Here is a 26,402-nt window from a genome sequence, read left to right on the forward strand (position 1 = left end):
CCCGACAGCAGCGTGCGCCACAGCGCAAACTGGGTGGTGTCGTGACGAGGACGACGGCACGGGTGACGCCTGGGGTTGTGGGCAGCAGCGCCTCGGCCAGGTCGACGGCCTCCCGACACGTCTCGGGCCGCACCGGATCCCGGCAATTGACGAAGTCACTGATGACGACACGTCGTTCGCGCGGGCGCCCGCCAGTGAGCTGCTGCTTGTAGACGCTGCGTCTGCCGACGGGCGGCAGCGTCCAGCCATTGATCGGTCCGGGAACGTGTCACCAGCCCCAAATCGGTAGAGCTTTGATGAAGCAACCGTTCGGACCAGGGGGTTCTTTGGCATGATGAGCGGCCATGGGGCGGCAGCCGGTGAGCATGGACGAGTTGGTCGAGCACTGGACGGTGCTTGACGATGAACTGGAGTTCGTGGCGGGGAAGCGGGGCGCGACGAGGCTGGGGTTCGCGCTGTTGCTGAAGCACTACACACAGCACGGGCGGTTCCCCCGGGGCGGGAGGGGGTTGGCGGACGAGGTGGTCGAGTTCGTCGCTGGGCGGATGAAAATGCCGGCCGCTGAGTTCGACTCTCACCGTCGCCCGCTTTCTGCGCGACCGCGACCTTCAGCGTGAGATCGAGGAAGGGTGGTGTACGTCTTCTCCCTGATGCTCCAGGACGAGCTGGCCGAACCTCAGTGGTCCGGGCTGCTCGACCCGGTCGGCCAGCGGGGGCCGAAGGCGGGCCCTCACCTGCGGCCTCGCACGGCGAGGATCACCTCGGCGACAGCCCTCAGGACCGTGGCGCGGTCCCGCGAGGCGGTGCCTTTGAGCGCGACGACGACGATCAGCACGGCCGCGGTGGCCGTGACCAGCATGCCGGTCACGGGCACCAGGGCCCAGGCGGTGACGTCCATGGCAGTCCCTCCGTCCGTGCCGCCGTCCGACGAACGGCACGAGGGCCATCCCACAAGAGCGGCCCGGAACAGCGAAGACGTGCCGGACCGAGCGGACGACATCGGCAAAAGGCCAGGTCACGCGTGTATCCAGTCCGGCCCTGAGCGGATCCGCCGGATCCGGGGCGAGTGGGAATGAGCGTGGTGAGCAAGAAAAGGGACTTCAGTGCGGGGCGGCAGGCGCTGCGCGAGGCGCTGCGGGAACTGGCGGAGACGGCGCTTCAGGGCAGAAACCGCACGGAGGCGATCGACGAGGCAAACCGCCGACTGGAGCAGGCCGGGCTGGCGAGGTTGGGGCCCACCACGGTGGGCGGCTGGCTCGAAGCGGGCAGCCCGGCAAAGGACTTCAGATCCCTGTGGGCCCTCGTCCAGGTACTGCTGGAGTGGTCCGGACAGCCGTCACCAGACACCCTCAGCGGCCCCTCCCGCGGCCAGGCAACAGCACGGTGGATGGCCACCGAGGAACTGTGGAAGAACCGCTGGGAGCAGGCCAAAGACACCCGGCCCCGCGCCTCTGCACCAGCCAACGCGCCGCTGGTGGTCGCATACCTGACGGCGGCGCGTGACGCTGCCAGACAGCATCCCTATCCAGGGGTCCTAGGCGCCCCGAGCCTACCGGCGCTGGCCGATGTGTACGTGCGCCAGCAGGCACGCACCCCGGCTGAGGACGACCAGGGCAGCCCCGGCCCGGGCAACGGACCGGCGTCCGGGAACCAAGCTGGCCCCACGGTGCCCGCCACCGAGGTCTTCGGGGAAGACCAGGCCACGTGCGTCCTGCTGGGCGGACCCGGCGGCGGCAAGTCCACGCTGCTCCGTGCTCACCTGGCGGACTCCGCCGACGGTTGGCTGGGCGGCATGACCGGGAAGACGATCCCGGTGATGGTGAGCGCAGCAGCCCTGACCGGCACGGACCCGCTGCCCACGGCCCTCGCCAAGGCCGTAACCGGCGACCTGCGGCAGGTCGGGCTGCTCGACGAGCTGACAGCCGACTTCTTCCGCCACCCGCCACGCGCCGGGGTGTCGTGGCTCGTGCTGGTCGACGGCCTTGACGAAATCCCCGACGCCGATACCCGCAGCGCTGTTCTGACGATGCTCGCCGGCGCTGCCGCGGCCGGGACGGGACTGTACCGGTTCGTCGTAGCGACCCGCCCCTTGCCCGCAGTGGAACTCGGCGCACTGCGCCGGCATGTGCCGCGCTACGAACTACAGCCCTTCTCCCGCGATGACCTGCTCACCTACGCCACGCACTGGTTCCGCCCCTTGGATGACCCCGTCCGCCACGCCAAGGCATTCATGGCCGGGCTCAAGCGCTCACGCCTGGAGGTCCTGGCCCGTACCCCGCTGATGTCCTTCATGCTGTGCCAGCTCTACGCGGCCGATCCCGCTCGTCCCCTGCCCGACGGCCGTACCAGGGCGTACGAGTCATTCGTCGAACTGATCTACGAGCAAAACAGGCACAAGCAGGTCGCGAATACTCACGACAAGGCGATCCGCGAGCTGAAAGACCGTTACCAAGTTCCCCGGGACAAGGAGGCCGCCGAGCAGGCTGCGCAACGAGTGTGCTATCACCTGCCGGAACTGATCGACCACTTCGCCCACGAAAGGATCAACGGCAGCACCGTGCCCGCTGTCGAAATACTGGCCTCACACCAGCAGGCGAGCCGCCCGCCGAAGGTGGAACAGAGCCTGTGGAACTCGTTCCTGACTGACCTCCTGCGGCCCACCGGCATCCTGACCCAGCGCGCGGACGACTTCGACTTCCTCCACCAGACCCTCCTCGAGTACCACGCCGCCCGCCACGCCACCCGCGACGAGCAGAGCCGTACCCGACTCCTCAACGACCTGATCGCCTCGCCAAACGTTCCGGCTGGCGGTCGCCTGGAACCACCTGACCTGGATCACTCCTACCTCGGTTTCCTCCTCGACGGACTCCTCGTCCCTCAAGACTGCATCACAGCCGAGACCACCCAGTATCTGGAGGAACTCACCGCACACGGAGGAGTAAAAGTCTGCCGGATGCTCACCACGCAGGTTTTCCTGAGGACCAACCTCCCTCCCCGCCCCACCGCCGCCCAACTGGGCCGCTTCGTCGACGACATCACCCTGTACGGCTTCTCCCGCGTGGGGGCGGCCGAGGCACTGGCCGAGTTGGATAGGGAAGCTGGTGTGGCTCACCTGACCAGCCTCGCCGACGACGACAACCTGGGCGTCCACTTCCACGTGCGGGCGGCCGAGGCACTGGCCCGGGTGGACCATGAGGCTGGTGTGGCTCACCTGGCCCGCCTCGCCGACGACACCACCCTGTATAGCGCCCGCGTGCACGCGGCCGAGGCACTGGCCCGGGTGGACGGGGAGGCTGGTGTAGTTCACTTGGCCCGCCTCGCCGACGACACCACCCTGCGCAGCGACACCCGCGTGCAGGCGGCCGAGGCACTGGCCGAGGTGGACGGGGAGGCCGCTGAAGCCCACCTGGCCCGCCTCGCCGACGACACCACCCTGGGCAACTACTTCCCCGTGCGGGTGGCCGAGGCACTGGCCCGGGTGGACAACGAGGCCGGTGCGGCCCGGCTGACCCGCCTCGCCGACGACACCACCCTGGAGAGCGTCTTCCGCGTGCGAGTGGCCGAGGCACTGGCCGAGCTGGACAGGAAAGCCGGCGCGGCCCACCTGGCCCGCCTCGCCAACGACACCGCCCTGCACGACGACATCCGTGTGCAGGCAGCGCAGGCTCTGGACCGGGTGGTCGGGGAGGCCGGTGCGGCCCGGCTGGCCCGCCTCGCCGACGACATCACCCTGGACAGCGACCCCCGCGTGCAGGCGGCCGAGGCACTGGCCGAGCTGGACAAGGAAGCCGGTGCGGCCCACCTGGCCCGCCTCGCCGACGAGCCCGTGGAGAGCGCCTACCCCGTGCGGGCGGCCGAGGCACTGGCCGAGCTGGACAAGGAAGCCGGTGCGACCCGCTTGGCCCGCCTCGCCGACGACATCACCCTGGACAGCGACACCCGCGTGCAGGCGGCCGAGGCACTGGCCGAGCTGGACAAGGAAGCCGGTGCGACCCGCTTGGCCCGCCTCGCCGACGACATCTCCTTGCCCGCCGACACTCGCGTGCGGGCGGCCGAGGCACTGGCCCGGGTCGACAGGGAAGCCGGTGCGGCCCACCTGGCCTACCTCGCCGACGACGACATCCCCGACGACTTCCGCGTGCGGGCGGCCGAGACACTGGCCCGGCTCGACAGGGAAGACGGAGGACGTGGAAGTGTTCGTTAGAGGATGATCCCCCAACGGGCAGTCGCGATCTTGCGCGGCGGAGAGCAGCGACCTGCGCGCTCACCGTCTCATTTAGGGGGTCCGCTGATCTGTCCGGTGAACGGGGGCTATCCGTGTGAGCGGGCAACGGAGTACCGAGTGCTGGAACGCGCCCGCGTCGGCTCCTGAGATTCACACCGCAGACCGCTCTCACCAGCAGGACCTCGCTATTTGGAGCTGGTGACACGTTCGTTAGTGACACCCGGACTTGACTGGTGCAGAGAAGGCCTCTGGGCAACCCCCGGCGGATCTCTGGAGGAAGGCGAGACCTACGCCATGGCGATGCTTCGTGAGCTGCGGGAAGAACTCGGGGTCGACGAGAAGGCCGTCGAATTGGGCCCGCAGCTCGCAGAACGCAGCAAGGACCACCTCGTGGGCGGCCGTGAAGTCCGTCAGGTCGAGCGGTACTTCCTCGCCCGCGTCGCGGGCAGCGCCGTTGACCTCTCCGGCGCCACGCAGACGGACAGCATCCGCGAGTGCCGCTGGTGGACAGCGGCCGAACAGCGGTCCACTCGAGAGACGGTGCATCCCGTCGGTCTCGCCGACCTGGTGACGGCGGTCGCCGAGGGTCGTACGCCCGAACAGCCCGTCGCGCTCGCCAGCTGAGCCACGGGTCGGCCTGTAGTCGCCGCGTGGCGAGACTCGTTGCTGGAATCCCGAACTTCGCAGTTGATGAGTTGGCTGTGGTGAGCTTTTTTACCTCCACGTCATCCGCCGCTCCCGATGACGCTAGCCAGCTCTCCTGCAGCCGGCCCGGAGAGCACCACATCTCTTGCACGATGTCCTGCAGCATCTCCTGCGAAATCTCTTGCGTCATCTCTTGCGCAGAACCGAAGCCCCAGCGGGCATACCCGCAGCTCACCACAGCAATTCGGCCGTGGTCGGGATGCTGACATCCCCTCTGGAGCCGCTTTCCCAGGCCGGTTGAAGATGAGTGAGACGGGGGCGGGGCGAGCGCAGACGAGCACAGCCGCAGGGAGGGCGACGCCGTCTGGGCGACGCCGGGCAGCTTCGCCGCCGCGTCGGCACCCACAGTGAAGCCGACCCGGGCCTGGCCACTGCCCGGCGGGAAAAGCAGCAGCTTGTCGCGCGATCCGCTGCGGAATGTCGGTGCCGCACAGCGTCATCACCAACAGCCGCGACGCGGCGCGGGCCTTCGCGAAGGACGTGGACGGCCCGCTCAATGATCGCCGTCGGCGGCCACGTCTTCGGCGGCAAACTGACCACGACGAGCGAGGCTGCCGGAACCGACTGGCGAACCGACTACGACCACATCGAATACGACACTGTCGACGTCCCCGACCCCACCGCGACCGCCGTGCGCCGGTTCCTCGCTTATTACGGCATCGCCTTCGGGGCATTCGACTTCGCCGTCACTCCCACGGGGCGGTGGGTGTTCTTCGAGAACAACCCCGCCGGCACCCGGGGATGGGTCGAAAATCGTACCGGCCTGCCGATCGCCGCGGCGCACGCCAAGTACCTGATGGGAGCCACCACATGACCGTGCCCGACGACGGCGCAACCGCTGCCGCACGACAACGCATGGCCGCCGATCTCACGGCAGAGCACCCGAGCGAATGGGCCGACGCCTTCGCCTCCGTACCCCGCCACCTGTTCGTGCCCCGCTTCCACCAGCAGGACAGCACCGGGACGTGGCAGCCGCTCACCCGGTCGGACCCGGCCTACCTGGAAACGGTCCACAGCGACACGGCCCTGACCACCCAGCTCGACGAACGCGGTGTCCCTACCAGCTCCTCCAGCCAGCCGTCGATCATGCTGGCCATGCTCGAAGCCCTGGACGTGAGCGAAGGCCACCGCGTTCTCGAACTGGGGACCGGCACCGGATACAACGCCGCGCTGCTCTGCCACCGGCTCGGCGATGCAAACGTGACCAGCATCGACATCGACCCTGACCTCATCGACACGGCGGCCTGACGTCTTCAGCAGGCAGGTTTCAACCCGACCCTGGCGGTCCGCGACGGCGCGAAGGGTCACCCCGGCAACGCCCCGTACGACCGCATCATCTCGACTGTCGGCCTCCACGCCATCCCGAAACTGCTCCTGCAGCAGGCAGCCCCCAACGCCGTCATCGTCGCCCCGATCGGATACGGCGTCGCCCGCGCCCACCGTCACAGCCGTCGGCCACGCCACCGGACACTTCCTCACCATCCCGGCGCACTCCATGGCGCGGCGCACCGGCGTATCAGAGCCCCAGTTCGACGCCGCACTCAAGCAGAGCCCAACCGCCACCAGCGTCCCGCCGGCGGACCTGCTGGGGCGGCTCAAGTTCCCCGCATCCCTGGCCCTGCCCGGCTACACATCCTGCAGCTGGCCGACGCAGGACGGAGATTTCGATGCCGTCGGACTGTGGACCCCCGACGGCTCCACCGCCATCGCCCACGCCTCGGGCTCCGTGCGGCAGGTCGGCCCGCAGAAGCTGTGGGACACCATTGAGGACCTGGCGAAAATCTTCGGACACGAACCCGAGCGCGACGCCTTCCTGCTGACTGTCACGCCGACCCGCCAGACCGTGTTCTACGAGGACACAGATGGACCAAGCTGGGCTCTCCCGGTCGCGTCCTGACTGCGTCAGCCAGAACGGCCCTGCCTGTCCACTGCCCTGTCGGGGCGGGCGGGGCCTTGTGTTTGGCAGCCACGCCCGCCCCCGGATGCCAGTGACACAACTTCCACGGCCGCTACACCCACGCCGCCGTGCGGAATGTTCCTTTCGCCGCATGGGTGCACAACTGACCGCTAGGCTCGATCCGTATGAGCGATGGATCCATGCGTGACGCCTCTGTGGTCGCGGCGCTCGACGCAGATGGCCTGGTTGCACTGCTGAGCGCCGACTTCCCAGCCCACGGAGGCGAGTAGTTGTTACTGCCCGGCGGGCGCCGCGAACACGGGGAGAGTGCGCTGGACTGCGCCCGCCGCGAGCTGCGCGAGGAAGCTGGAGTGACCGCCGGGCAGTGGCGGCAGCTGGGCTCGCACGCCATCACTCTGAGCTCTCCGGCGCGCGTTCACATCTACGAGGCCCGCGATCTGGCCCTCGGCGTCCAGGAACTCACCGAGACGGAGCAGGACTTCAAGCTGTCGTGGTGGTCGATGGCCGAGGCGCTGCGGGCCGTGCACGACGGGCGGTTCCTCCTTCCCGCGGGGCCGCTGGCCCTGCTCCTCGCAGATCATCGTCCTGCGAACGGCTGACAACCCGCCCCTGCGCGCCTAGGTCGACACCCTTCGGAAGAGCAACCACCGTGAGGAACGCCCCGATGGACGACGAATCGCTGTCGGATTGGGCCGAGCACCGTGACGTGCAGGTCGGCCGGCCGCGGAAGCGGTGGGCATCGCAAGCGGCAGCCCCGCGTTAGGTGGCCCGGAGCGTCCTACCGGCCCAGGTATTGAACTGCCTTCGCCGCCTTCGGCCCTGCCGTACGGTCGGAGGCGGCACCGCCCCACCCTCAATGCCGCCGTCGACGTCTGGGCGGTGAACGGGGAGTCGGGCGTTCTCGAAGCACAAGTTCGTCGTAGCTGTTGACCGGTTGCCGGCCCGCTGGTGAATCTGCCTCATGGCACGATTCATGCCTGCTGGTTCGGCCTGGACGGCGCCACCATTACCCGCGCCATCGGCGGGGTCCGGCCGCTGCTTGCACAACGAGGCTGCACCGTCGTGCTGGGCGTGTGGCTGAGCAGTCTCGCGAGTCATCGAGGACTTGCGCATTGACGGTCGGGCCGGGTCATTCAGCGGTGTCGGCGGCGAGGAGGCAGTGGTAGCTCCTGCCTGGTGCGTCTTGTCTGTTGCTCGTGACGGTGGCATGCGACCGAAGCAGACCATGATGGCATGAGAGGCGCGGATTATGGATTCTCGCTACAGCGCCGCCCAGGATGTCCCGATTGCGACCCCTGAGTTCGCGGCTGAAGGCGTTCCAGCGGTGTGCTCCCGTGACCGACGGGCATTTCGTCGGCCTTGCGCAACGGTGGAAAGCGAGTTTCATCTCGGTCCGTGCACTGGACGACGCGGGGAGCGGCGCATGCATTCATTGCTTCCGTATCGGTGCCGAGGGCGGGCCGCTCGGCGCCGACGTTGACGCAAGATCTACAACAGGGCGCGACCGCTGCATTGTTCCGTTTCCCTTGTTCTCAGATGTGTCAGCGTGTCGGTACTGGATCTGCCGGTCCTGAGGAATCTTCGAGGTAGACACCGAGAAAAAAGCGGGTATCATTCCCGTATGGCTCAGAAGATCGTTACCGTTTACACGGATGACCTCACCGGTGCGGAATCCGACGAAGTGCGGACGCATACCTTTTCCCTTGACGGCGTAAATTACGAGATCGATCTGGTCTCGGATAATTACGACAAGCTCTTCGAAGCGCTTGCTCCCTTCATCGAAAAGGGTCGCAAGACCGGTCGGGCGAGCGGGGCGGGGCGTGTGCGCAAGGCGCCGGCCGACGGGCCCAGTGCGGAGGAGGTCCGAGCCTGGGCTCGGGAGAACAACTATCAGGTCAACGACCGAGGACGCGTTCCGTCCAGTATTCGTGAGGCTTATGATAAGTCCCGCTGACTGCACAGACCTTCGTTCCGTACCTCGTGGGCGGCCCGGGGAAAACGCACATAGATTCCTTGTCGAGACGCTCCTGATCGTTCATGGCGGGAGCGGGGGCGCGGGAATTTCCGTAAAGATGTACCTGGCCGATGACGTAGGTCAGGTACGCTGGGCGATTCTTCGGCCCGCGGCCCGGAGAGGACTCAGGACGGACTCGCTCGACGAGCCGTACGTTCCCGTGGCAGTGAGCATCCTGCACCCTTGCGCGCAGTCCATCAGTTCCAATGGCTTCGTCTACGAGACGGACAGCGCTTCGATTTGGGAGAGGCGTTCGGCCGTCTCCGCCTGGTGAGATGTTCACGAGTTTCGACAGTGCTGGGCTGGTCCTTGCAGTGCTGTCGAGTTGCGGATCCGCACTGTCGACCACGAACTCAATCGTCGCTACTGGTCCACTTATCAGCCGTCGCCGACACACCAGCACACGGCGCGCCGACAGGCGGTTCGCCGACTCCACACCAATCAGCGTCTTCCCGGACCCGGTCGCGGCGATCACCTGCGCCCTGAGTCCTTCGGGCGGCATGTGGCCACCGGAGGGCTCGGAGAGGACGCGAAGGACCGAGTCCACGGCTTCGATCTGATGCGGGCGCAGCGCCTGGTGCGGCATGCGAATCCCTTTCTCATGGCGGTGAGCTAGGCATCGGGGCCTTCAGGCGGTGGGGTTGGCGAGCCGGCGTGCTGTTGTGTACCGCGCGCGGCCCACGAGATCCGGGGCGGTCGGACAGTACGCAGCCGCACCATCTCCTGCAGCTACTCCTGCGACATCTCTTGCATCACCTCTTGCGGCATCTCCTGCGCGAGAACCGGAGCCCCAGTGGGCATCCCCGCAGCTCATCCCAGCAATTCTCGCGTGGTCGGAATGCTGACATCCCCTCTGGAGCCGCTTTTCCCCTGCGGGTTGCAGTTGAGTGAGTAGGAGGCGGGGCGGGTGCAGAAGAGCAGAGGCCGCTGGGATGGTGATGTCATCTGGACAGTACCGGGCTGCTTCGCCGTTGCGCCGGCCACCCGTGGCGGTCACGTGAATTCCGCACTGCGCTCCTGCTCGAACCACTGATGCGCCTCGTTCACGGCGCGTTGCCAGGTGCGTGCGACGCCCCCGTGCTCCCGCGCTAGTTCAGCGGCGAGACGGTGACGAGGTCCGCCCGTCTCCCGGAGCGCTTCCAGCGCCACCATCACCGCGTGCTCGCGCCGTTCGCGGCCAGGGCCGCCACCGCGGGCTCCCTGCCCGTCTCCCGGCCGCCGGCCCGTCCCGAGGGACGCGTCCGACGTCCTGTTGCCAGGCCACCCAAAAGCTCTCTACAGCCTGCTGGGCGAAGTACAGCGTCGGTTCACGGTGGACACGGGTCGCGTCTTGGGGATGGTCCCTCGGCCTGCCTGCGGCTCGGGCCGCAGTTTCTCCTCCGCGCTGAACGAGGTGGCCGGTCCGCGCAAGGCCAGCACCGCCAGGCCCTTCGCGTCGAACCGCTCGACGCGATCGAATCCGTCGGTGACCGCGGCGAGTTCGTTCTCGTCCAGCGCGATGTGGCGCCGCTCTTCCGCGGTGTGCTCCACGACCGGCGTGATGATGACGAGCACCCCGCCCTCGCGCAGCCGCGCGGCCAGACGGCGCAGGACACGAGCGCGATCGCGGATGAAAGCGACGGACAGCCGCAGGACGATCAGGTCGTAGCCGTCTTCGGCGAGGTCGGCCAGGTCTTCGTGCTCCACGTCCAGGCAGAGCCAGCGCACCCCCTCCCCCTCGGCCTGCTCGGCGCGGGCCCGCGTCAGGGCGCCCTCGGCGAAGTCCACGCCGTCGACGGTGTAGCCGAGCGAGGCGAGGTACGCGGCCATCTCGCCGGTCCCGCAGCCGACGTCGAGAGCGCGGCCGCCCTCGGGCGCCGGCGCGTGCTCGACGAGAAGGCCCTTCTCCTCGTCCCCGAGCCGCCGGAAACCGCGGCCGTCGTTGTAATGCTCGGACCATTTGGCTGGGGTGGATCCCACAGATCGCTCCTCGTTGGTGAAAGGCGGGCCGGCGGTGCGGTGTTAGGGCAGTTCGACGGGGCCGTAGAGGGCGGCCGGCTGCTTGGTCTGCAGTGCCCAGTACCGGTCGCCGAACGACCAGTGCCACCACTGCGTGCCGTAGTTGATCAAGTCTGCGGCGGACAGCGCCCCGCCCAACGTGGCCCGGTTCGTGCGGGCCAGGTGCCGAAGTACGCGGCCTCGCCGGTGCGGCGGGCCTCCTGCACCTCGCTCAGGCGCGCGAAGTCGCGGGGCGGCATCAGGGTCTTCCACCCGGCCAGAGGCAGGACGCGGACTTCGTCGTGCTCCTGCGGATTCAGGGTGATGCCGCGGATCTGTGCCGCGGTGAGTCGGCCGCCGTCGAAGACCGTCCCGATCGTGCTGTAGGGCCACTTGGCGCCGGGCAGTCCGTAGACGGTGGCCAGCAGCCGGGGTGGGCCGGACACGGTCAGGCCGGTCTCCTCCCGGCCTTCGCGCACGGCCGTCTCCCAGGGGCGCTCGCCCTTGTCCATCGTTCCGCCGACCAGCTGCCAGGGGTGCGCGGGGGAGTAGACGGAGTGCAGTTGGAGGAGCCGGTCGTCCTCGTCGGTGAAGTACAGGCAGGAGAACGCGGTGGCCTTGAGAACTGTCTCGGCGTACTGCGCGGGCGGCAGCCAGGTGGGGCTGCTCTCCGTGGTGCTCGCGACGGCCGGTTGTTCGAGCCGCGTCATCCGCATCAGCGCCGGGCTGCCCGTAAAGCCCAGTTCACGGTAGAGCGGTAGCGCTTCCATGCTGGCGTGAAGCTCGAACAGCGTGACGTGCTCGACGCCGGAGAGGTGGTCGAGCAGTGTCGAGACCGCGGCCCGGGCGTAGCCGCGACGCCGGAAGTCCGGTTGTGTGGCGACCACTTGGACGCGGGCTGCCAGGCCCCGGGGGTAGGCCGGTGCCGGGAGCACGGGATGGATCAGGCCGAGGGCGCAGGTGGCCATCGTGCCGTCCGGGGTGTCGATGACGAAGGCCCGCGCGTCCCCCTGTTCGGTCAGCCGCGGTGCCAGCTCGTCCGTGCACCGCCGGATCCACTCCTCGTTCAAGGGTGCGGACAGGACGTGCTCGGAGCGCATCCGGATGATGGCCTCGGCGTCAGCGGGTGTTGCCGCGCGGACCGGCGTTCGCCCGGCGGCATCCTGCGGTTCGGTCGCGGCGACGGGTGCCGTGTTGGCGTTCACGGGGCATCTCCTGTCGAAGAGAGTGGTGGGTGGTGCTCGGCGCGCAGCCGGGCCAGCGTCCGCCGGCCGCGCTCGATCAACTCGGGATCACCGTGGGCACTGCCGAACGAGATCCCGCTCATGGCATCGAGAGCCATGTCGATGCCCAGCCGTGCTTCCTCGGCATCGGTCAGGGACCTGCCGTACCCGGCCAGGAACGCGTCGAACAGGTCGGGGCGGCCGACCCAGGCATCGGACAGGCGGACCAGATCCCGTACGGCCGGCCCGGGCTCACTGCGCTCGAGGTCGATCACCGCGACGAAGACGTCGGGATCGTCCGCTGCGTACTCCGCGTCGGGGACGGCAGCGTCGGCGATGCAGAGGATGTTGCGGAGCTGGAAATCCCCGTGGGTCTCCACCCACTGCAGCGGCGGCAGGTCCTTGGCCTGCCGGACGAGCTCGCGGACGAACTCCTCATCGCCCGGACGCAGATGAGACCGCGCCCCGGCCAGATGCCGGTCGGCCTTGGCAACGGCCGGGCCGCTGCCGGCAGGAGCAGGCCGTGGGGGAGAGGACTGGTGGATGCGGCGGGCCAGGGCGCCGATCCGGTGGAAGACAGCCCTCTCCTGCTGCGGGGCAAGCACAGCGCCGTGCAGCGGACGGCCCAGCACCGCGGTGAGCACCACGGTCCTCAGCTTCTCGTCGGCGGCCACCAGCCGGGGCGCCGCCTCCCCCAGTGCCGGTGCCCACGTGCGTAGCCCGCGTACTTCCCTGCGGTGGAACTTGTCGTTCTGGTGGACCTTCACGTACCAGGTGCCGCCCTGCGCGCCTTGGGCCCGCCACACGCGGCTGTCCTCGCGCGCCCACGACGTATCCGTCCACTCGGTGATCCGGCCGATCGCCTGCTCTGCGAACTCCACGACCGGGGCGTCGGGACGGCGGGCTAACGCCCGGCCGGTCATGTCCGGGACGAGGCGCAGTCGGTCGGTGTCGGGGTCGAAGGCGATGGGGTCGCGGGGCAGTTGGAAGTGCACGGCAAGGTGTGCGCCAGAGGTGTAGGCGTCCAGGCCGGCACGGCAGTACGCCACCATCCCGGCGGGCAGAGCGTTAAGGGGCGCCCACTCCATCGCATCGCAGACGTCCGGCTCGGCGATCCGGGGCTCGCCCTGCCACTGTCGGACCTCGAAGAAGTATCCAGAGCGGGAGGAACCGCCGGGGCTGCGATGGTGCACGGTCACCGCGGCCCGCACGTCGGCCGGGTCGATGACGACACCGGTCTCTTCCTGCGCCTCACGTACCAGGGCGGCGACGACGTCCTCGTGCGGACCGTCCAGATGCCCCGACGGCAGGTGCCACAGGCCGGCCGCGTACACCTGCCCGGCCCGCCGCGAGAGCAGAACCTCCGGCCCCTTGGCGGTCTCCCGGCGCAGGATCAGATGGACGTCCACCGGCTCGGTGTGCCGCTGCCCGCTCACTGCGCCCCACCCGGACGCCGGGCGGGCAGGACCGTGAACACGGCCTCCTCCACCAGCGATCCGCCTGCCGCGAGCTCGGCAAGCAGCGCCCGGGCCTCATCCTCGAACGATGCGTGCCGCTCCCCGAACAGGTCGGCCCCGGCGAAGGACGTGCTGCGCAGATGGCCGAGCACCACCTCCGGCGTCCAGGACCGTGTGGCGGGGACCCGGTGCTCGGTCACGTCGCTCCACGCCGAGCCGGCGAGGTCCTCGCGGAAAGGGCGGCCGGGCTCGGGGTAGTCGCCGAGCGCTCCGGCACGACGCCTGGGCCCCAGGTAGCGCTGGATCAGGTCGCGCAGCGTCCGGGTCCAGTCGGCTTCGTATGTCCACAGGCTTCCGTCCCCCATGATCGCCAGCGTGGCCTGCGGGGCGGCGACCCGGTGCGCCATCGCCAGGACGTCCGGACCGTCCATCCAGTGGTAGGCCCGACAGCAGGTGACCAGGTCCGGCGTCCATCTGTCCGCCCCGGGCCGTGGGGCGAGGGGCTCGTAGAGGTCGGTTGAGGTCTGGACGAGCTGGAGGGTGTACTCCCTGAGCACACGCGTGGGAGCGGCCCGGGCCTGGTCGAGCATCGGCCGACTCCAGTCGACCGCTTCGATGTACGCGAGGAAGGGGAGCGCCGTCAGCGGAGCCCGGGGGGCCTGCCCGGTGCTGGTGCCCAGGTCCAGCAGCGTCGGATGGGGAAGATTCCGGACAGTGTCGGCCAGCAGCTCGGCCACCTCGGTCGGCGCACCCGGCCGGTAGCGGTCGTACTTCTCGGCTGCCGCCGTAGACAGGGCCCCTTTGCCCGGAGGCAGGCTCGGGAAGGGATCGCCGGGACAGGTCACGTGGATGCTCCCTCGTCGAGCGGGCGGGGGGTGGGCAGGTGCCAGGACAGACGGCCGCACGCCGATACGGCCCGCTGGCCACCGTCGGGATCGAAGACAAGGCGGTAGCGGCTGGGGCTGTTGGCCGCCCGCCACCGACCGGCCAGATCCTGGATCTCCTTCCAGATGTTGCGCGGACCGTGGGTGGTGACGTTCCAGCGACAGCGCTCCGCAGCCTCCACCCGCAGCCACGACCCGCAGCCGGGTGCACCGATCACCAGATGCTTGGCGCCGAAGTCCCGCACCAGGCCGCCGCCGAGGAGGTGGTCCGTGGCCAGCCACAGGCCCCGGTCGTCGTCCGCCGGCGGCGCCAGCATGCTCAGCTGCGTCCAAGTGCCCGGCTCAGTGGCGATGCGCTGCCGGAACTCCTTGCTGAGCCAGATCCGCTCCATGCCGTGCCCGGCACGATGGGCGAACTCCACGGCCCGCAACTCAGCCTGAATCTGCCCGTCGGCGGTGCGCTCGACGACGGCGAGGCCGGGCCATGACGGGGACGCGCTGCTGACGTGCGCCAGCAGCCGGCCCCCGGGAGCAAGCTGGTCGACGAGGGCCGTCGGCACACACTCCACCGTGTACGACACGAAGATCCGGTCGAACTCCCGTTCTGGTAGGCCCTGTTCGCCCGATCCGCACACCACCTCCGGCCGGAAGCCGAGGTCGGCCAGCCGGGCCACAGCCGCGCCGGTGAGGTGACGGTCCCGGTCGAGGGTGGCCACCCCCTGGTCTCCGCAGACCTGGCAGACCACTGCGGCGGTCACCCCCGCGCCGGTCCCGACGTCCAGCACCCGCTGACCGGGGCGCAGATCGAGTTCCTCCAGCAACGAGGCGGTCAGGCCCATCACCGTCGACATCGACGTGATCGACGCACCCGACCGCGTCCCACGCGCCCGGCCCAGCAGCGGTTCCCTGTCGTGCTGGACGAGCACACTGGCCCCGCCGTACAGCACCTCCAGCAGCTCGGGGCGGTCCTGCGGCGCCGACCAGTCCAGCAGGTCCCACCGCGGCGGTTCTTCGCCCGGGGCGGTGCGCCGTACGTACGCCTGCGGCATCAGTACCTCACGGGGCAGCATGAGCAGGGCGTCGCGGACCGGGCCCGGCCGCAGAGCCCCTTCCTCCTCGAGCCGGGCGGCCATCGCCGCCCGCGCGGCTGCCGGATCCGCTTCCGCATCTGTCGGTGCGGCGCCGCCGGCCGGGCCTGCTGAGCGTCCCGGTGCCTGGTCGCCGGCGGCGGGGCATGGGTCCAGAGTGCTCATTGCTCGCCCCAGCCCATCTCGGCACTTCGCTCACCGGCTGTGTTCAGTTCCGTGTTCACGGGCTCCCTCCCGAGGAGCGGTCGTGCCGCGCATCTCCGGCGGCCGCGGGATTGGGCACCATCGGCCCCAACGGTGATGGCGCCGGTTGCGCGAGGGCGCCTGGTGAAGGAGGAGGCGCAGAGCGCGAGCCGGGCATTTCCAGCAGGCTGCGCAGCGGCGAGCGGTAGAGGACCACGACGGGGGCGACGAGGAGGCAGGTGCCGACGATCAGGGTGGGACGCACGCCGGTCCAGGTGCCGAGTCCGCCGGCGAGGAGTGCGGCAACCGGCCGCGCACCGGAGGTGAGCCAGGTGCTCACGGCTTGCATGCGGGCTTGCATGCCGTCGGCGGTGATGACCTGGCGAATGGAGCGCTGGGTCGTTCCCGCGGCCGCGGCACAGGCCAGCTGGAGGAACAGGGCAGTACCGATGGCGAATTGCCAGGCGAGGCCGGGAGAGGCGAGCAGCAGAGGGATCTGGGTGAGCGGGATGATTGCGAGAGCGGCGAGCATCATCGGGCCGGGCCCGTACCGCGCCGCGAGTGTCGGAGCAGCCAGCGCGCCGACCGCCGCGCCCAGGGCTCCGAGTCCCAGGACCACGCCGAAGACGGTCGTCCCCATCGCGAGGGGCCGGAGCAGGTACAGCGCCCACAGGGTGTTCAGGAGCGCCAGGGCGCCCGACGTTGTGGCGTTGACCAGGGTCAGGGTGCGCAGCCGGTGGTCGCGGTGCACGTACCGCAGGCCCTCACCGATCTCGGTGTGCAGCCGATGCCCCTGCGCGGGTGCCAGGGGGCTCTCGGGGGCCAGGATGCGGGCGGTGCACCAGGCGCTGATGAGGTAGGAGATGACGTCCCCGATAAGTGCCCGGGCCGGGCCGAGGAGTGCGGTCAGGGCGGCGCCGAGGTTGCTGCCCGCGGTGGCGGCGACGGCGAAGATCCCGCCGATCCGGCTGTTGCTCCGCTGGATCAGGGACCGGTCGACCAGGCTGGGCAGGAGGCTGATCGCGGCGGCATCGTGCAGCACGCCCGCTGCGCCCTGTATGGCCGCGACCACCATCAGTTGGGCCAGGGACAGCCTGTCCAGTGCGGCCGCTGCCGGGATGCTGGCCAGCGCGGCGGCGCTGACGAGATCGCCGATGATCATCTGCTTCCGCTTGGAGTGGCGATCGGCGAGGGCCCCGGCGTGCAAGGCCAGCAGTGCGGGCGGCAGTTGACCCAGGAAGGTCAGCCAGGCGACCTCGGCGGTGGTCGCGTCCAGCTCAAGTACCGCCAGCACGGGGATCACCATGGCGCTGATCGAGCTGCCGGTCACGCTGGCTGCCTGACCCGTCAGGTAGCGGCGGAAGTCGCGGTGTCGCCACAGCGAGGGCCGGCTGCCGGGTGAGGAGGGGTCAGCGCATGAGGTCATGGAGCACCTCCTCGGCTTCCGCCAGGCGCTCGCACAGCTCGACCACGGCCGCCTGCCGGTTCCGGCCGTACGCCTGAAGGTCTGGGGTGACAGCCGCCGGGTCGTCGACGGCCTCGGACAGGGGATACACAGAGCAGGCCAGGTACCCGGCTGCGACCCGGGGTACGGCGAGCAGTTCTTCGGCCGGCAGGGCCGGGTTGGCTGCCTGGTAGGCGGCGATCGCGCTGGCCAGGCCGGTGGGCCAGTCCGGCTCTGCCAGGACCGTGCGCGGGTCGAGGGCGATCCGCCCGAGCTCCCACACGGGACTGCGGTGCCGCGGCGGCCGGAAGTCGATCACTGCCGCCACATGCTGTCCGTGCAAGAGCAGGTTGGGCGAGGCCAGGTCGCCGTGGATGGTCTGCACCGTCAAGGCCGCCGGCAGCGCTTGGAGTACGGCGGCCACGGCGGGCAGAGCGTCGAGCCGCTGCGTTGCGGTCTCCCGTGCCCAAGCGGGAAACCCCGAGGTGGGTGGCCTCTTGGCGAAGCGGGCCAGCAGACGTTCGAGGCGCTGCCGGGCCCGTTTCATGTCGCAGACCTCCCGGGCGGGTACGCGGCGCGGCGGTCCGGCCGGGTGACGGGCCAGGGTCCGGTGCAGGCGGCCCACCGTCTCGCCCACCGCGGCCCACCGGTCGCCGAACAGGCCGCCTTCCGCTGTCTCCGCGTTCTCGACGTACGCCGCGACGGACACCGCCATCCCTTCGGCGGTCGCGATGAGATCACCGTCCAGGGTCCGCCGCACAGCCGGCACCGGGACTCCGCCGAGCCGCGCGAACTGGCAGAGCTCCAGCGCCTGGCGCTCCGCGTCCAGATCGGCGCCCGCCCGGTAGGCCTTCACGAACCACCGGCTGGCGTCGCTGTCCCGGGCCACGTAGTTGCGGGTCGCGGTCCCCACGGGACCTCTGTCGACCACGGTGGGGATGATCCGGTAGAACCGCGGCAGGATCTCCGCCACGACCATCACGTCCGACGGCGCGCTCATCACCGCACCACCGATCGACCGGGGTAGTTCAGCAGCTGCCGCAGCGCTCGGGCATCCGTCTGTAGTTGCTCTTCGTTCTGGCACCCGAGATCGAGCACGTCGAAGGGCAGCGGTCCGCCCGGGGCCGGGTCCGTACCGGCCTCGCGTCGCGGAACGCAGTGCCAGTGGGCATGCGGGACCGCATTCCCGAGCAGCAAGTAGTTCATCTTCACCAGCCTGTAGTGCTGCTCGAGGGCTCGGCCCAAGGCGAGGGTGTCGCGCCAGAAGGCGGCCGCTTCCTCTTCCGACAGCTCGGTGGGCTCGGCAATGTGCCGGGCAGTGAAGATCACGATGGCGTAGCCCCGGACCTCGCCAGATCGCCAGAGGTAGGACTGGGACACCTCGTTGCGGTGCAGCAGCAATCCCCACCCGATGTCGTCGGCCTGCCAGTCGTTGCCGCACATCGCACAGTTGTGGCCGGAGCGGTGTGCGAGGAAGTCTTCAGGCCAGGAGGCCGCACTCGGCTGCGGGAGCGTCATGAGGCTCACCAGCCCATCTCGGAGTACAGGCGGCGCCCGCCGAGAATGCCATCGGTCGCCAGCAGGGCGTAGGGCACGACCCCAGCCGGAAGACCTTGCGGATCCCACCACTGCCAGTCCACGCACTGGTCGGGTTCCAGGAACTCCGGGGCACCGGACCAGGACCGGGCCCAGAAAACCAGTCCGATCCGCGGCCGGGCGCCCCGCGAGTCAGTGAGGTGGACCAGGTGCACGAGCTCGACGTCGCCGGGCTCGATGATCAGAGCACCCTCATGCTTGGCCTCCCGCTCAAGCGGATGCCGGGCCAGATACGCCTCGGCGGTCCCACAGATGTCGGGACGGGTGGGCGGCACGTCATCACCTCGGGACAGCATGAGAGGGGCGGAGAAGTCCGTGGCCATGGGCGCGGCCGTCACGGCGGGGCTCGCCGAGGTGGCACTGCGGCGGCTCATGCGGGTGTCCCGTGCTTCTCGCCGTTGGACTCGGACGTGATCTGGTAGGACAGCAACTGCCGGAACAAGCCCGACTGTTGAGCGAGCTGCGCGTAGGTGCCCTCCTGGACGATCCTGCCTTCGTCGAGGACCACGATCCGGTCGGCGACAGCGACATTGGTGATGCGATGGGTCACCAGGAGCACCACGCGGTCCCGGGCGAGACCCCGCAGCCGCTGGAAGATGGAGTACTCGGCGCGGGGGTCGAGGTTCGCGGTCGGCTCGTCCAGGACCAGCAGTCCGGCCTGGCGGAAGAAGGCCCTCGCGAGGGCGATGCGCTGCCACTGACCGCCGCTGAGTTCCTCCCCGTTGAGCCACTCGCGGGCCAGGAGGGTATCCAGGCCGGCACCGAGCTTGTCGACGACCTCGTCGGCACCGGACGCCTCGCACGCCTCACGTACTGCCGCGTCGCCGCGTGCCGTGGACTGTCCCTGGGTCACGTTCTCGCGCACGGTCAGTGGCCAGTGCGCGTAGTCCTGTGGCACCAGGGCGACCTGCTGCCACAGTGCCTGTGGGTCGGCGTCACAGGTGGGGACGCCGTCCCACAACACCTGACCGTCCGTGGGCAGGTACAGGCCGCTGACCAGCTTCGACAGTGTCGACTTTCCCGAACCGTTGAAGCCGACGAGGGCGGTGACCTCGCCGCGGCGCAAGGTGAGCGAGACGTCGGACAGCGCTTCGCGGTCCTTGCCGGCATACCGGTGGGTGACCGACTTGATCTCGATCGTCGTCGGCGGCTCAGGACGGTGCGGGCCCCGGCGCATACGGAAGCCGCCGGCCTTGTCCAGGAAGCCGCTCCAGTCGTCCATGTACAGGCCCGTGCGCACGGCGCGCGCGCCGACAGACACCAGGCCGCGGACCGACATGCCTGCCGTCTGCAGAGCGAAGACGGCCGTCCCGGCACGCCCGACGGTGATATGGCCGCTCGCGAGCAGCCACACGACCGCCGCCCACACGACCGCCGATCCCAGCCCTCCGCACAGCGCGCCCAACAGGGCCATCCGGGCGGCCTTGTCAGCCGCGGCCCGGTCCTCACCGTTGATCCGGGCGACCGTCTGCCGGTACCGGCCGGACAGGAAGCCGGCCATGGTGCCGGCGCGGATCTGGTCGGCGGCGTCCTTCGTGAAGATGTGCCAGCGCAGCACCGTCAGCATGCGCTGGTCACCGTTGCTGCGCAGGTTCGCCAGGTAGCGCACCCTGGCGGCACTGACCTGGGCCAGGGCCTGGGGAAGGCTGGCCGTCACCAGGAGCGGGAGAAGAACCCAGTGCACGCCGGCCAGGACCACCGCCCCGGCCAGGAAACTGGCGCTCGAAGCGATCAGGTCCTGGCCCTCGTCGATCAGGTCACCAGTGACCTGTGCTCCTCGGTCCGCGGCCTCGCGGTCGCGGTTGAAGTCGGGCTCGTCGTAGGCGCACAGCTCGGCCTCGGCGCAGCCGGTGAGCAGCATCTGCTCGGCCTCGCGCGACATCAGCGGGCCAAGACGGGAGGACAGCCAGCCGACGGTGATCCCCAAAAGGGCGCGCGCTGCGGAGGCTCCGGCCAGAAGGGCTACGGACGGCCAGGCTTCGAGGAGCCGGTGGTAGACGTCTCCGCTGGTGAAAAGTGCGGTGAGGGTGCCGCTGATGGCGACCAGGCCGAGGGCCTGCGTCACGCCCGCGGCAGCTTGGCACAGCAGGAGACCGGTGGTCGCTCTCCGGTCGACCCGCCAGGCGAGAGCCAGTGAGCGGCGCACCAGCTGGGGCAGGCGCCGGGCCATGTCCCGCATCCGGATGGAGCGGCCGGCCGCTTCGCGGCTGCCGGTCAGGTCGACATAGCGCATCTGCGGCTCTGAGGCGGCGCCCGGATCGGTTTCGGGTCGGGCGTCCGCCTCGTTCTGCGGTTCGGGAGGCGGCGTCGCGTCTGGGATCGCCACGGGGGTGGTGCGCGGCCCCGGGACGCTGTCGGCTGATGCATCGGTGGGCTCGCTCATGCTGCCCACCTTGATGACGGTCGTGATGCGGAGGCGAACAGGGCGCGACGCACGTCGACGGGACGCCGGAACGCAGTGGCCTGAGCGGGGGGATTCTCGAACACGGGCTGAAGGGCGGTAAACACGCGGACGGGATTCACGGATTCTCCTTGGTAGCGGGGAATGAGCAGAGCACCCGCACAACGTCCCTGATCACGGGGCGGATACGGGCAGCCCCGGGCGACTGGTCGAGTGCAAGTTCGATGCCGCGGGGGAGGGCAAGTGCTGTCGGCTCAGGTGCATGGCACCTGCCCGTTCGATTCACTCGTCAAGGGGACAGTGGACGGCCAGAGTCCAAGCGGGGGATTGCATGGCGTCGACGGCACCGGTCTCCTTCGGCGGGCGTGGGTCTGCTCTGCGGACGGCACCCTCGCCCATGGCACCGACAATCAGCGGGGACGGCACCGCGATCCGGACAATCCGAATCGGCGGCGCTCCCCGGCCCGGCCGTGCTGCTGCGGGCCAATGACCTGGAGGTAAGCCGGAAGAAAGGATTCTCGAACTCCCCTGGCGCAGCCTGGAATTGGGCGCTCGGCAATGTGGCTTGAAGTGCCTTATGGCCGGGGTGTCGACCGGAGCGGCGTCCCGTGAACGGGCCCGCCGACGGCTAGCATCAGCACCTTCGACGCCGGGCGCCTGCACGGATCGTGCTTGCACATCCGAGCCGTTCCCGGGAGATGCGTCGGTACGTTTGGTACGCATTCGGCTTGCGATGACCCCGTGGCACCGTGCGTCCGCGTTCAGGGGCCCGCGCCGAGGTGACGAGGAACTGCACCTGGCTCAAGAGTGGGCGACCTGCCAGCCAGTGGCCGCTGCGTCCGCCGCCTTATGGACAGCGGCGATGGAAAGGAACCAGTGGCGTGTCCGAGATCGTTGACGAGTCGTCAAGGGATTGCTTGCTGAGACACCCCAAGCGACTCCTCGTGTCGACCGGCCCTCGCCAGCCCTCGCGAGGCGTAGGCTCCGTCAGCCCGACTACGCAGTCGTTGGCTCGCGTTGCACGTTCCCGGTAGTAGGCGAGAAGCCTCCTGGTTTCCTCTGCTGTCGTGGACTTTTCGGCGGCACGTGCAGCGCCCGGCAGGGCCGGGCGCGCGTCAGGAAGGCCCGGGCAGGGCGGCCGCGGCAGGGCGCGCCACAGGCGCTCGGGGTGTAGCCCTGGTTGTCTCCCCTCCCGTGTGGGACCAGCTTCTGTGCTGGTCGGGGACAGCCGGCCTGTTCGCCCGTCGTGCGGCTGTCGCGCAGGCGAGCGTCGGCGAGGGCTTCGATCGTGTCGGGACCGGAGGTGAGGGTGGGATGATCCTGTCCTCTCCGGTACGCCTGGCGAGCCCACGTGTACTGGATCGCCGGTGACGGACGAGGAAGACGAAGGATCGATGACACTGAACGTGGGTCAACGGGTGCGGCTGGCGGCGGATCTCCGGTTGGCCGGGTCGGTGACCCCAGCCGGGGAGCCGCCGGAGGAGACGGGTGCCTTCGCCGCCTCTGTGGCCCTGGCAGCAGGCATCGAGGGCGCTGTCGAGCGTGTGGACGAGCATCATCGGCAGCAGAGCCAGGAGGTCCGTGAGTACCTGCGCCTCAAGTCGCTCCTCGAGGACTTCGGCCACCAGATGCCGCCGGCGAGCAGAGAGCAACTGGAGGAGCAGGTGGGGGCCTTGGAAGAGCAGTGGGTCGCCTACCAGCGACGGATGCTCCGCGTCACGGTCCGCGTCCGGCTCGACAACGGATTCGTCCTCGACGATGTCCCCGCGGAGGCTTTCGCCTCCGCCTGATCAGGCTCGGGGCGCTCGCTTTCCGCGTTTCGGCTCGTCAGTCGGGCAGGACACTCGGGTTGAGGGTGCGGTGCGGGTCGAGGCTGGTGTTGGCGGCTTGCAGCGCCAGCACGAAGGGTTCGGGACGCTGGAGGTCGCAGCCGGGGCGGTGGTCGCGGCCCACGGCGTAATGGTGGGTGATCGTGCTGAGGTGGCGGTGCGGGACGTCGGTCGCGGAGGCCTTGATGTCGTCCCAGACCTGGACTGCGTCGCCGGGGCGGCCGGCCACGGCCACGGTGAAGTAGGGGGCGCCGTCGGGGTGGCCGTGGGTCAGGCGGCAATGAACGTCTACTACGTGGCACGCGACTGACTTGTGCCAGCCGGGCGGCACTGTCCGCCGACGCTTGGACCCGGACATCGTCTGGACATCGTCTTCGGGTGAGTAGGCCCGGGCGGGCAAGGGGCGAAACATCGGCTTCGCCGCTTAAAGGATCTTGCGTCGTATGGTGGTCTTCGGTGCTTGCTGTGATGGCGTACGGTGGGGGATACCGACGCGGGGTGGAGCAGCTCGGTAGCTCGCTGGGCTCATAACCCAGAGGTCGCAGGTTCAAATCCTGTCCCCGCTACTGCTGGAGAGGGCCCGGATCCACACGATCCGGGCCCTCTCGCTTTCCCGGGCGATCGCCCTTCTGGCTCCTGTCTGGTACGAGGCCAGGCAGCTGGGCATCGCAGCCTGGCTTCGCGGGCGGTGTGCGGCGTCGTGCCGGCGCGGCGCGGCCTTGGCGGCAGGTTCGGTCGTGAGTCCGGCGTGCAGCAGCTGATGGTGGGGGTTCCATCGGCGGGCCGGACTCGTGACGGTCCCGGCCGGGCCGGCACGACGTGCGGGGTCCGGTCAGTCCCGGTAGTCGGGGGTGATCCGGTCGGGCAGGCGGAGCATCGTGGTCCATGCGATTTCGAGCGCGGCATTGTCGTGCAGATCGCCTTCGGCCCTCCCCTCGAACTGCCGGGCGATGTGTTCGCACACTTCGTGCGGCGGGACGACGAGCGAGGCGCCGGCGGCCTGGGCGGCGAGCTGGATGTCGCAGGTCCTCTTCAGGCACTGCATCCGCAGGAACGCGGCGTGTCCGTGGTCACGTGACGCTTGCGTCCTTTGATTTTCCTGTCTGCGTCGACGCCCTGCCTGTCCTCAGCGACGTTCGCCGAGGTCTTCACGCTCTGCGCATCGATCGACTTGCGTTGGAGTGCGCTCGAACTCGTAGCGTCGCAGACACCACTACGCGCACGAGGCCCGTGGCGCCGTCCGCCTCTCACGGGATGCCGGCGTTGGGATTCGCCGCTTGAATCGATGAGGGGCTTCGTGCGCCCGAACGACAGGGAAAGGCTGGGACACGACATGCAGAAACGCACTCTGCGGGATCTCCAGGTATCGGCCATTGGCCTGGGATGTATGGGCATGTCTGCCTTCTACGGATCCACCGACCGGCAGGAGAGCATCGCGACCATCCGGCGCGCCCTCGACCTCGGGGTGAACTTTCTCGACACCGCGCAGATGTACGGGCCGCTCACCAACGAGTCGCTCGTCGGCGAGGCGATCCGGGGACATCGCGAGGAGTACGTGGTCGCGACGAAGTTCAACTACCGGATGGACAACGCCGTGCCGGGTGACATCAGCACGGTCGGCCCGCAGGACGGTTCGGCCGAGCACGTCCGCAGCTCCGTCCACGGCTCCCTGAAACGCCTGGGGACCGACCACATCGACCTGTACTACCAGCACCGGGTCGACCCGAACGTCCCCATCGAGGAGACGGTCGGCGCGCTGGGCGAACTGGTGGCCGAGGGCAAGGTGCGGTGCATCGGCCTGAGCGAGGCGGGCTCGGAGACCATCCGGCGCGCCCACGCGGTGCATCCGATCACTGCGGTGCAGAGCGAGTACTCGCTGTGGTCACGGGACGTGGAGGCCGAGGTACTGCCCGCCTGCCGTGAGCTGGGCATCGGCTTCGTGCCGTACTCGCCGCTCGGCCGCGGCTTCCTCGCGGGGCGGTTCACCTCGACGGATGAGCTGGACGCGAACGACTGGCGCCGGGAGAACCCGCGTTTCCAGGACGCCAACCTGGAAGCGAACCTGCGGCTGGCGGCAAAGGTGAAGGAGATCGCCGCCGAGAAGGACGTGACCCCGGCCCAGTTGGCGATCGCCTGGGTGCTGGCCCAGGGCGAGGACCTGGTACCGATCCCGGGCACCAAGCGCCGCACCTACTTGGAACAGAACGCCGCTGCGGTCGGCATCGCGCTGACCGAGGAGGACCTGGCCCGCATCGATGCGGAGCTGCCCGAGGCGGCGGGTGAGCGGTACGACGAGGCAGGGATGCGAGCCGTCAATCGTTAGAGCGGGTGTGTGGCCGGATAGAGGGCACGCGGCTGCCAGGGGGCACCGGCATCCGGGTAGCGCCAAAAGCACGGCCGCTTGGGCAGCACTGACTGCACGAACGAAAGCGGTGAGGGCCCGGACCACGTGCGTTTCCGGCCCCACACCGTTCCTCAACTCGCGCAAGCCGGGGCTGTGTCGTGAACCCCGCGAATCCGCTGCCGTTTCGGCGGCCAGCCTGCGAACTTCGGGCACGGGCTCGACCAGGCGAGGAATGACGGCGACTTCCGATTCGGTATGAACGACTACAGCGTCGGCTTCCAGGCGCAGCAGAACGCGACCTTCGCCCCGGGCTGGGACGTACACCGTTGTCGGTGTGCCACTGACGATCACCGATTACGCCTTTGCCGTGGTCTTCTGCTTGAGGCGTTCGTAAGGCGTCTGGCCGCCGAGGTCGCCGTGGGGCGATGGTAGTTGCAGCAGTCCCCAGGCCCCGTCTCTCCGGTCCACGCGGCAGGAGAGACGGCAAGACCTCCGGCCGCACGGCCACCCTGCTGCCGACGGCCGCAGTGTGGGATGTGGATCCGGGTGAGCAGGTTCAGGCGCTGCGGCGCGGTTTCCGTGCCGTCGTCTTCTTGGCTGCCTTCTTGGCGGGCTGCTTCTTTGCCGTCTTCTTGGCCGTCGTCTTCTTGGCTGTGGTCTTCCTTTTGGGTATGTCGTGGACGGTGGCGTCCTCGCCTCGGGACTTGCGGGCCTTGGCCACGGACTCCTTGAGTGCGGCCATCAGGTCGACGACCTGTGCCGGCTCCTCGGGCTCCTCGGCCGTGGGCGGTTCGCGGTTCTCCCGCTTCGCGTCGATGAGCCGCTCCACCGCCTGCGTGTACCGGTCGGTGAACTCCTCGCCTTCCAGGTCGTCGCGGGTCAGCCGGTCGATGAGCTGCGCCGCCTGGGCGATCTCCTCATCGGTGAGCTCCACCTCGTCCGGTTTCAGCTCGGACGGGTCGCGGATCTCGTCGGCCCAACGCATCGCGTGCAGCACGATGACGTTGTCGCGGACCCGGAGCAGGCCCAGCCGTTCACGGCCGCTCCAGGCGTACTTCGCGACGGCCACCTTCGACGACCGCTGCAGGGCCTGCCTCAGGAGGGTGTAGGGCTT

24 protein-coding genes, 1 tRNA gene and 3 pseudogenes are annotated in these 26,402 nt (G+C 69.4%); 11 read left to right on the top strand and 17 right to left on the bottom strand.

Features of this window, described 5'->3' with window-relative positions:
• The first annotated feature begins 344 nt into the window (after window positions 1-344).
• Window positions 345-617 (top strand): DUF4158 domain-containing protein, encoded by a 273-nt coding sequence (locus ACWD68_RS34395; protein ID WP_451810379.1) that lies wholly within the window; start codon window positions 345-347, stop codon window positions 615-617.
• Window positions 618-730: 113 nt separating this feature from the next.
• Here the strand turns inward: ACWD68_RS34395 and ACWD68_RS34400 are convergent, their stop codons facing one another.
• Window positions 731-898 carry a hypothetical protein gene (locus tag ACWD68_RS34400; RefSeq protein WP_451810380.1) on the bottom strand — a complete coding sequence of 56 codons (168 nt, stop codon included), beginning with the start codon at window positions 896-898 and terminating at the stop codon, window positions 731-733.
• A gap of 183 nt (window positions 899-1,081) precedes the next feature.
• On the opposite strand from ACWD68_RS34400, the gene ACWD68_RS34405 reads away from it, so the two are divergent.
• The 7 genes and pseudogenes from ACWD68_RS34405 (at window position 1,082) to ACWD68_RS34435 (ending at window position 8,802) form a co-directional block, all read left to right on the top strand.
• Complete coding sequence (locus tag ACWD68_RS34405; protein ID WP_451810381.1) at window positions 1,082-4,204, top strand: NACHT domain-containing protein; 3,123 nt, start codon at window positions 1,082-1,084, stop codon at window positions 4,202-4,204.
• Between the two features lie 234 nt (window positions 4,205-4,438).
• Window positions 4,439-4,849 (top strand): NUDIX domain-containing protein, encoded by a 411-nt coding sequence (locus tag ACWD68_RS34410; RefSeq protein ID WP_451810382.1) that lies wholly within the window; start codon window positions 4,439-4,441, stop codon window positions 4,847-4,849.
• A gap of 577 nt (window positions 4,850-5,426) precedes the next feature.
• Complete coding sequence (locus ACWD68_RS34415; RefSeq protein WP_451810383.1) at window positions 5,427-5,744, top strand: hypothetical protein; 318 nt, start codon at window positions 5,427-5,429, stop codon at window positions 5,742-5,744.
• A gap of 41 nt (window positions 5,745-5,785) precedes the next feature.
• Window positions 5,786-6,292 (top strand): annotated as a pseudogene (locus ACWD68_RS34420) (methyltransferase domain-containing protein); the annotation flags it as partial.
• Between the two features lie 133 nt (window positions 6,293-6,425).
• The gene (locus ACWD68_RS34425; protein ID WP_451810402.1) at window positions 6,426-6,827 is read left to right on the top strand and encodes a hypothetical protein; all 402 of its coding nucleotides are present in this window, start codon (window positions 6,426-6,428) and stop codon (window positions 6,825-6,827) included.
• A gap of 290 nt (window positions 6,828-7,117) precedes the next feature.
• On the top strand, window positions 7,118-7,447 hold the full coding sequence (locus tag ACWD68_RS34430) for an NUDIX domain-containing protein (protein WP_451810384.1): 330 nt from the start codon (window positions 7,118-7,120) through the stop codon (window positions 7,445-7,447).
• A gap of 1,022 nt (window positions 7,448-8,469) precedes the next feature.
• Window positions 8,470-8,802: a histone-like nucleoid-structuring protein Lsr2 gene (locus ACWD68_RS34435; protein ID WP_451810385.1), complete on the top strand. Its 333-nt coding sequence runs from the start codon at window positions 8,470-8,472 to the stop codon at window positions 8,800-8,802.
• On the opposite strand, the gene ACWD68_RS34440 is transcribed toward ACWD68_RS34435, so the two are convergent.
• From ACWD68_RS34440 to ACWD68_RS34495, 12 genes and pseudogenes are all read right to left on the bottom strand, one after another.
• Entirely contained in the window at window positions 8,744-9,448 is a 705-nt protein-coding gene (locus ACWD68_RS34440) for a DEAD/DEAH box helicase family protein (RefSeq protein ID WP_451810386.1), read from the bottom strand. The genes ACWD68_RS34435 and ACWD68_RS34440 overlap by 59 nt on opposite strands.
• 689 nt (window positions 9,449-10,137) lie before the next feature.
• Window positions 10,138-10,821: a class I SAM-dependent methyltransferase gene (locus tag ACWD68_RS34445; RefSeq protein ID WP_451810387.1), complete on the bottom strand. Its 684-nt coding sequence runs from the start codon at window positions 10,819-10,821 to the stop codon at window positions 10,138-10,140.
• Window positions 10,822-10,863: 42 nt separating this feature from the next.
• Window positions 10,864-11,019: pseudogene (locus tag ACWD68_RS34450) on the bottom strand (M15 family metallopeptidase); the annotation flags it as partial.
• Window positions 10,968-12,044: a GNAT family N-acetyltransferase gene (locus ACWD68_RS34455; protein WP_451810388.1), complete on the bottom strand. Its 1,077-nt coding sequence runs from the start codon at window positions 12,042-12,044 to the stop codon at window positions 10,968-10,970. The pseudogene ACWD68_RS34450 and the gene ACWD68_RS34455, both read right to left, overlap by 52 nt.
• Window positions 12,041-13,498 carry a phosphotransferase gene (locus tag ACWD68_RS34460; RefSeq protein ID WP_451810389.1) on the bottom strand — a complete coding sequence of 486 codons (1,458 nt, stop codon included), beginning with the start codon at window positions 13,496-13,498 and terminating at the stop codon, window positions 12,041-12,043. Before ACWD68_RS34460 ends, ACWD68_RS34455 begins: the two co-directional genes overlap by 4 nt.
• A complete protein-coding gene (locus ACWD68_RS34465) occupies window positions 13,495-14,364 on the bottom strand; it encodes a class I SAM-dependent methyltransferase (protein WP_451810390.1) in 870 nt (289 codons plus the stop codon). The genes ACWD68_RS34460 and ACWD68_RS34465 overlap by 4 nt, the downstream gene beginning before the upstream one ends.
• Window positions 14,361-15,656 carry a protein-L-isoaspartate O-methyltransferase family protein gene (locus tag ACWD68_RS34470; RefSeq protein WP_451810391.1) on the bottom strand — a complete coding sequence of 432 codons (1,296 nt, stop codon included), beginning with the start codon at window positions 15,654-15,656 and terminating at the stop codon, window positions 14,361-14,363. The genes ACWD68_RS34465 and ACWD68_RS34470 overlap by 4 nt, the downstream gene beginning before the upstream one ends.
• Window positions 15,657-15,711: 55 nt before the next feature.
• Window positions 15,712-17,100, bottom strand: a complete 1,389-nt coding sequence (locus tag ACWD68_RS34475; RefSeq protein WP_451810392.1) for an MFS transporter — start codon at window positions 17,098-17,100, stop codon at window positions 15,712-15,714.
• Window positions 17,084-18,118, bottom strand: coding sequence for a phosphotransferase enzyme family protein (locus ACWD68_RS34480; RefSeq protein ID WP_451810393.1), 1,035 nt, complete (start codon window positions 18,116-18,118; stop codon window positions 17,084-17,086). Before ACWD68_RS34480 ends, ACWD68_RS34475 begins: the two co-directional genes overlap by 17 nt.
• Window positions 18,118-18,636, bottom strand: a complete 519-nt coding sequence (locus ACWD68_RS34485) for an HIT family protein (protein WP_451810394.1) — start codon at window positions 18,634-18,636, stop codon at window positions 18,118-18,120. Before ACWD68_RS34485 ends, ACWD68_RS34480 begins: the two co-directional genes overlap by 1 nt.
• Before the next feature lie 5 nt (window positions 18,637-18,641).
• Window positions 18,642-19,088, bottom strand: a complete 447-nt coding sequence (locus ACWD68_RS34490; protein WP_451810395.1) for an NUDIX domain-containing protein — start codon at window positions 19,086-19,088, stop codon at window positions 18,642-18,644.
• Window positions 19,085-20,947, bottom strand: coding sequence for an ABC transporter ATP-binding protein (locus ACWD68_RS34495; protein WP_451810401.1), 1,863 nt, complete (start codon window positions 20,945-20,947; stop codon window positions 19,085-19,087). The genes ACWD68_RS34490 and ACWD68_RS34495 overlap by 4 nt, the downstream gene beginning before the upstream one ends.
• Window positions 20,948-22,509: 1,562 nt before the next feature.
• Here ACWD68_RS34495 and ACWD68_RS34500 point away from each other — a divergent pair.
• Window positions 22,510-22,905, top strand: a complete 396-nt coding sequence (locus ACWD68_RS34500) for a hypothetical protein (RefSeq protein WP_451810396.1) — start codon at window positions 22,510-22,512, stop codon at window positions 22,903-22,905.
• 37 nt (window positions 22,906-22,942) lie between these two features.
• On the opposite strand, the gene ACWD68_RS34505 is transcribed toward ACWD68_RS34500, so the two are convergent.
• Window positions 22,943-23,302, bottom strand: coding sequence for an FAD-linked oxidase C-terminal domain-containing protein (locus tag ACWD68_RS34505; protein WP_451810397.1), 360 nt, complete (start codon window positions 23,300-23,302; stop codon window positions 22,943-22,945).
• A gap of 134 nt (window positions 23,303-23,436) precedes the next feature.
• On the opposite strand from ACWD68_RS34505, the gene ACWD68_RS34510 reads away from it, so the two are divergent.
• A tRNA-Met gene (locus ACWD68_RS34510) sits at window positions 23,437-23,510 on the top strand.
• Window positions 23,511-23,776: 266 nt separating this feature from the next.
• Here the strand turns inward: ACWD68_RS34510 and ACWD68_RS34515 are convergent.
• Together ACWD68_RS34515 and ACWD68_RS34520 are read right to left on the bottom strand one after the other, a co-directional pair.
• Window positions 23,777-23,989, bottom strand: a complete 213-nt coding sequence (locus tag ACWD68_RS34515; protein WP_451810398.1) for a hypothetical protein — start codon at window positions 23,987-23,989, stop codon at window positions 23,777-23,779.
• 14 nt (window positions 23,990-24,003) lie between these two features.
• Window positions 24,004-24,111, bottom strand: a pseudogene (locus tag ACWD68_RS34520) (IS5 family transposase); the annotation flags it as partial.
• Between the two features lie 166 nt (window positions 24,112-24,277).
• On the opposite strand from ACWD68_RS34520, the gene ACWD68_RS34525 reads away from it, so the two are divergent.
• Window positions 24,278-25,267, top strand: coding sequence for an aldo/keto reductase (locus ACWD68_RS34525; protein WP_451810399.1), 990 nt, complete (start codon window positions 24,278-24,280; stop codon window positions 25,265-25,267).
• Between the two features lie 577 nt (window positions 25,268-25,844).
• Here the strand turns inward: ACWD68_RS34525 and ACWD68_RS34530 are convergent.
• Window positions 25,845-26,402, bottom strand: a 558-nt coding sequence (locus ACWD68_RS34530) for a Ku protein (RefSeq protein ID WP_451810400.1), incomplete at its 5' end; no start/stop codon positions are given.

It is taken from the genome of Streptomyces sp. NPDC005141 (assembly GCF_053599975.1).

Coding starts and splice junctions, on each gene's coding strand:
- ACWD68_RS34395 (WP_451810379.1), top strand. CDS start 345: ATGGGGCGGCAGCCGGTGAGCATGGACGAGTTGGTCGAGCACTGGACG.
- ACWD68_RS34400 (WP_451810380.1), bottom strand. CDS start 898: ATGGACGTCACCGCCTGGGCCCTGGTGCCCGTGACCGGCATGCTGGTC.
- ACWD68_RS34415 (WP_451810383.1), top strand. CDS start 5,427: ATGATCGCCGTCGGCGGCCACGTCTTCGGCGGCAAACTGACCACGACG.
- ACWD68_RS34425 (WP_451810402.1), top strand. CDS start 6,426: ATGGCGCGGCGCACCGGCGTATCAGAGCCCCAGTTCGACGCCGCACTC.
- ACWD68_RS34435 (WP_451810385.1), top strand. CDS start 8,470: ATGGCTCAGAAGATCGTTACCGTTTACACGGATGACCTCACCGGTGCG.
- ACWD68_RS34440 (WP_451810386.1), bottom strand. CDS start 9,448: ATGCCGCACCAGGCGCTGCGCCCGCATCAGATCGAAGCCGTGGACTCG.
- ACWD68_RS34470 (WP_451810391.1), bottom strand. CDS start 15,656: ATGAGCACTCTGGACCCATGCCCCGCCGCCGGCGACCAGGCACCGGGA.
- ACWD68_RS34475 (WP_451810392.1), bottom strand. CDS start 17,100: ATGACCTCATGCGCTGACCCCTCCTCACCCGGCAGCCGGCCCTCGCTG.
- ACWD68_RS34480 (WP_451810393.1), bottom strand. CDS start 18,118: ATGAGCGCGCCGTCGGACGTGATGGTCGTGGCGGAGATCCTGCCGCGG.
- ACWD68_RS34485 (WP_451810394.1), bottom strand. CDS start 18,636: ATGACGCTCCCGCAGCCGAGTGCGGCCTCCTGGCCTGAAGACTTCCTC.
- ACWD68_RS34490 (WP_451810395.1), bottom strand. CDS start 19,088: ATGAGCCGCCGCAGTGCCACCTCGGCGAGCCCCGCCGTGACGGCCGCG.
- ACWD68_RS34495 (WP_451810401.1), bottom strand. CDS start 20,947: ATGCGCTATGTCGACCTGACCGGCAGCCGCGAAGCGGCCGGCCGCTCC.
- ACWD68_RS34500 (WP_451810396.1), top strand. CDS start 22,510: ATGACACTGAACGTGGGTCAACGGGTGCGGCTGGCGGCGGATCTCCGG.
- ACWD68_RS34505 (WP_451810397.1), bottom strand. CDS start 23,302: ATGTCCGGGTCCAAGCGTCGGCGGACAGTGCCGCCCGGCTGGCACAAG.
- ACWD68_RS34515 (WP_451810398.1), bottom strand. CDS start 23,989: ATGCAGTGCCTGAAGAGGACCTGCGACATCCAGCTCGCCGCCCAGGCC.
- ACWD68_RS34525 (WP_451810399.1), top strand. CDS start 24,278: ATGCAGAAACGCACTCTGCGGGATCTCCAGGTATCGGCCATTGGCCTG.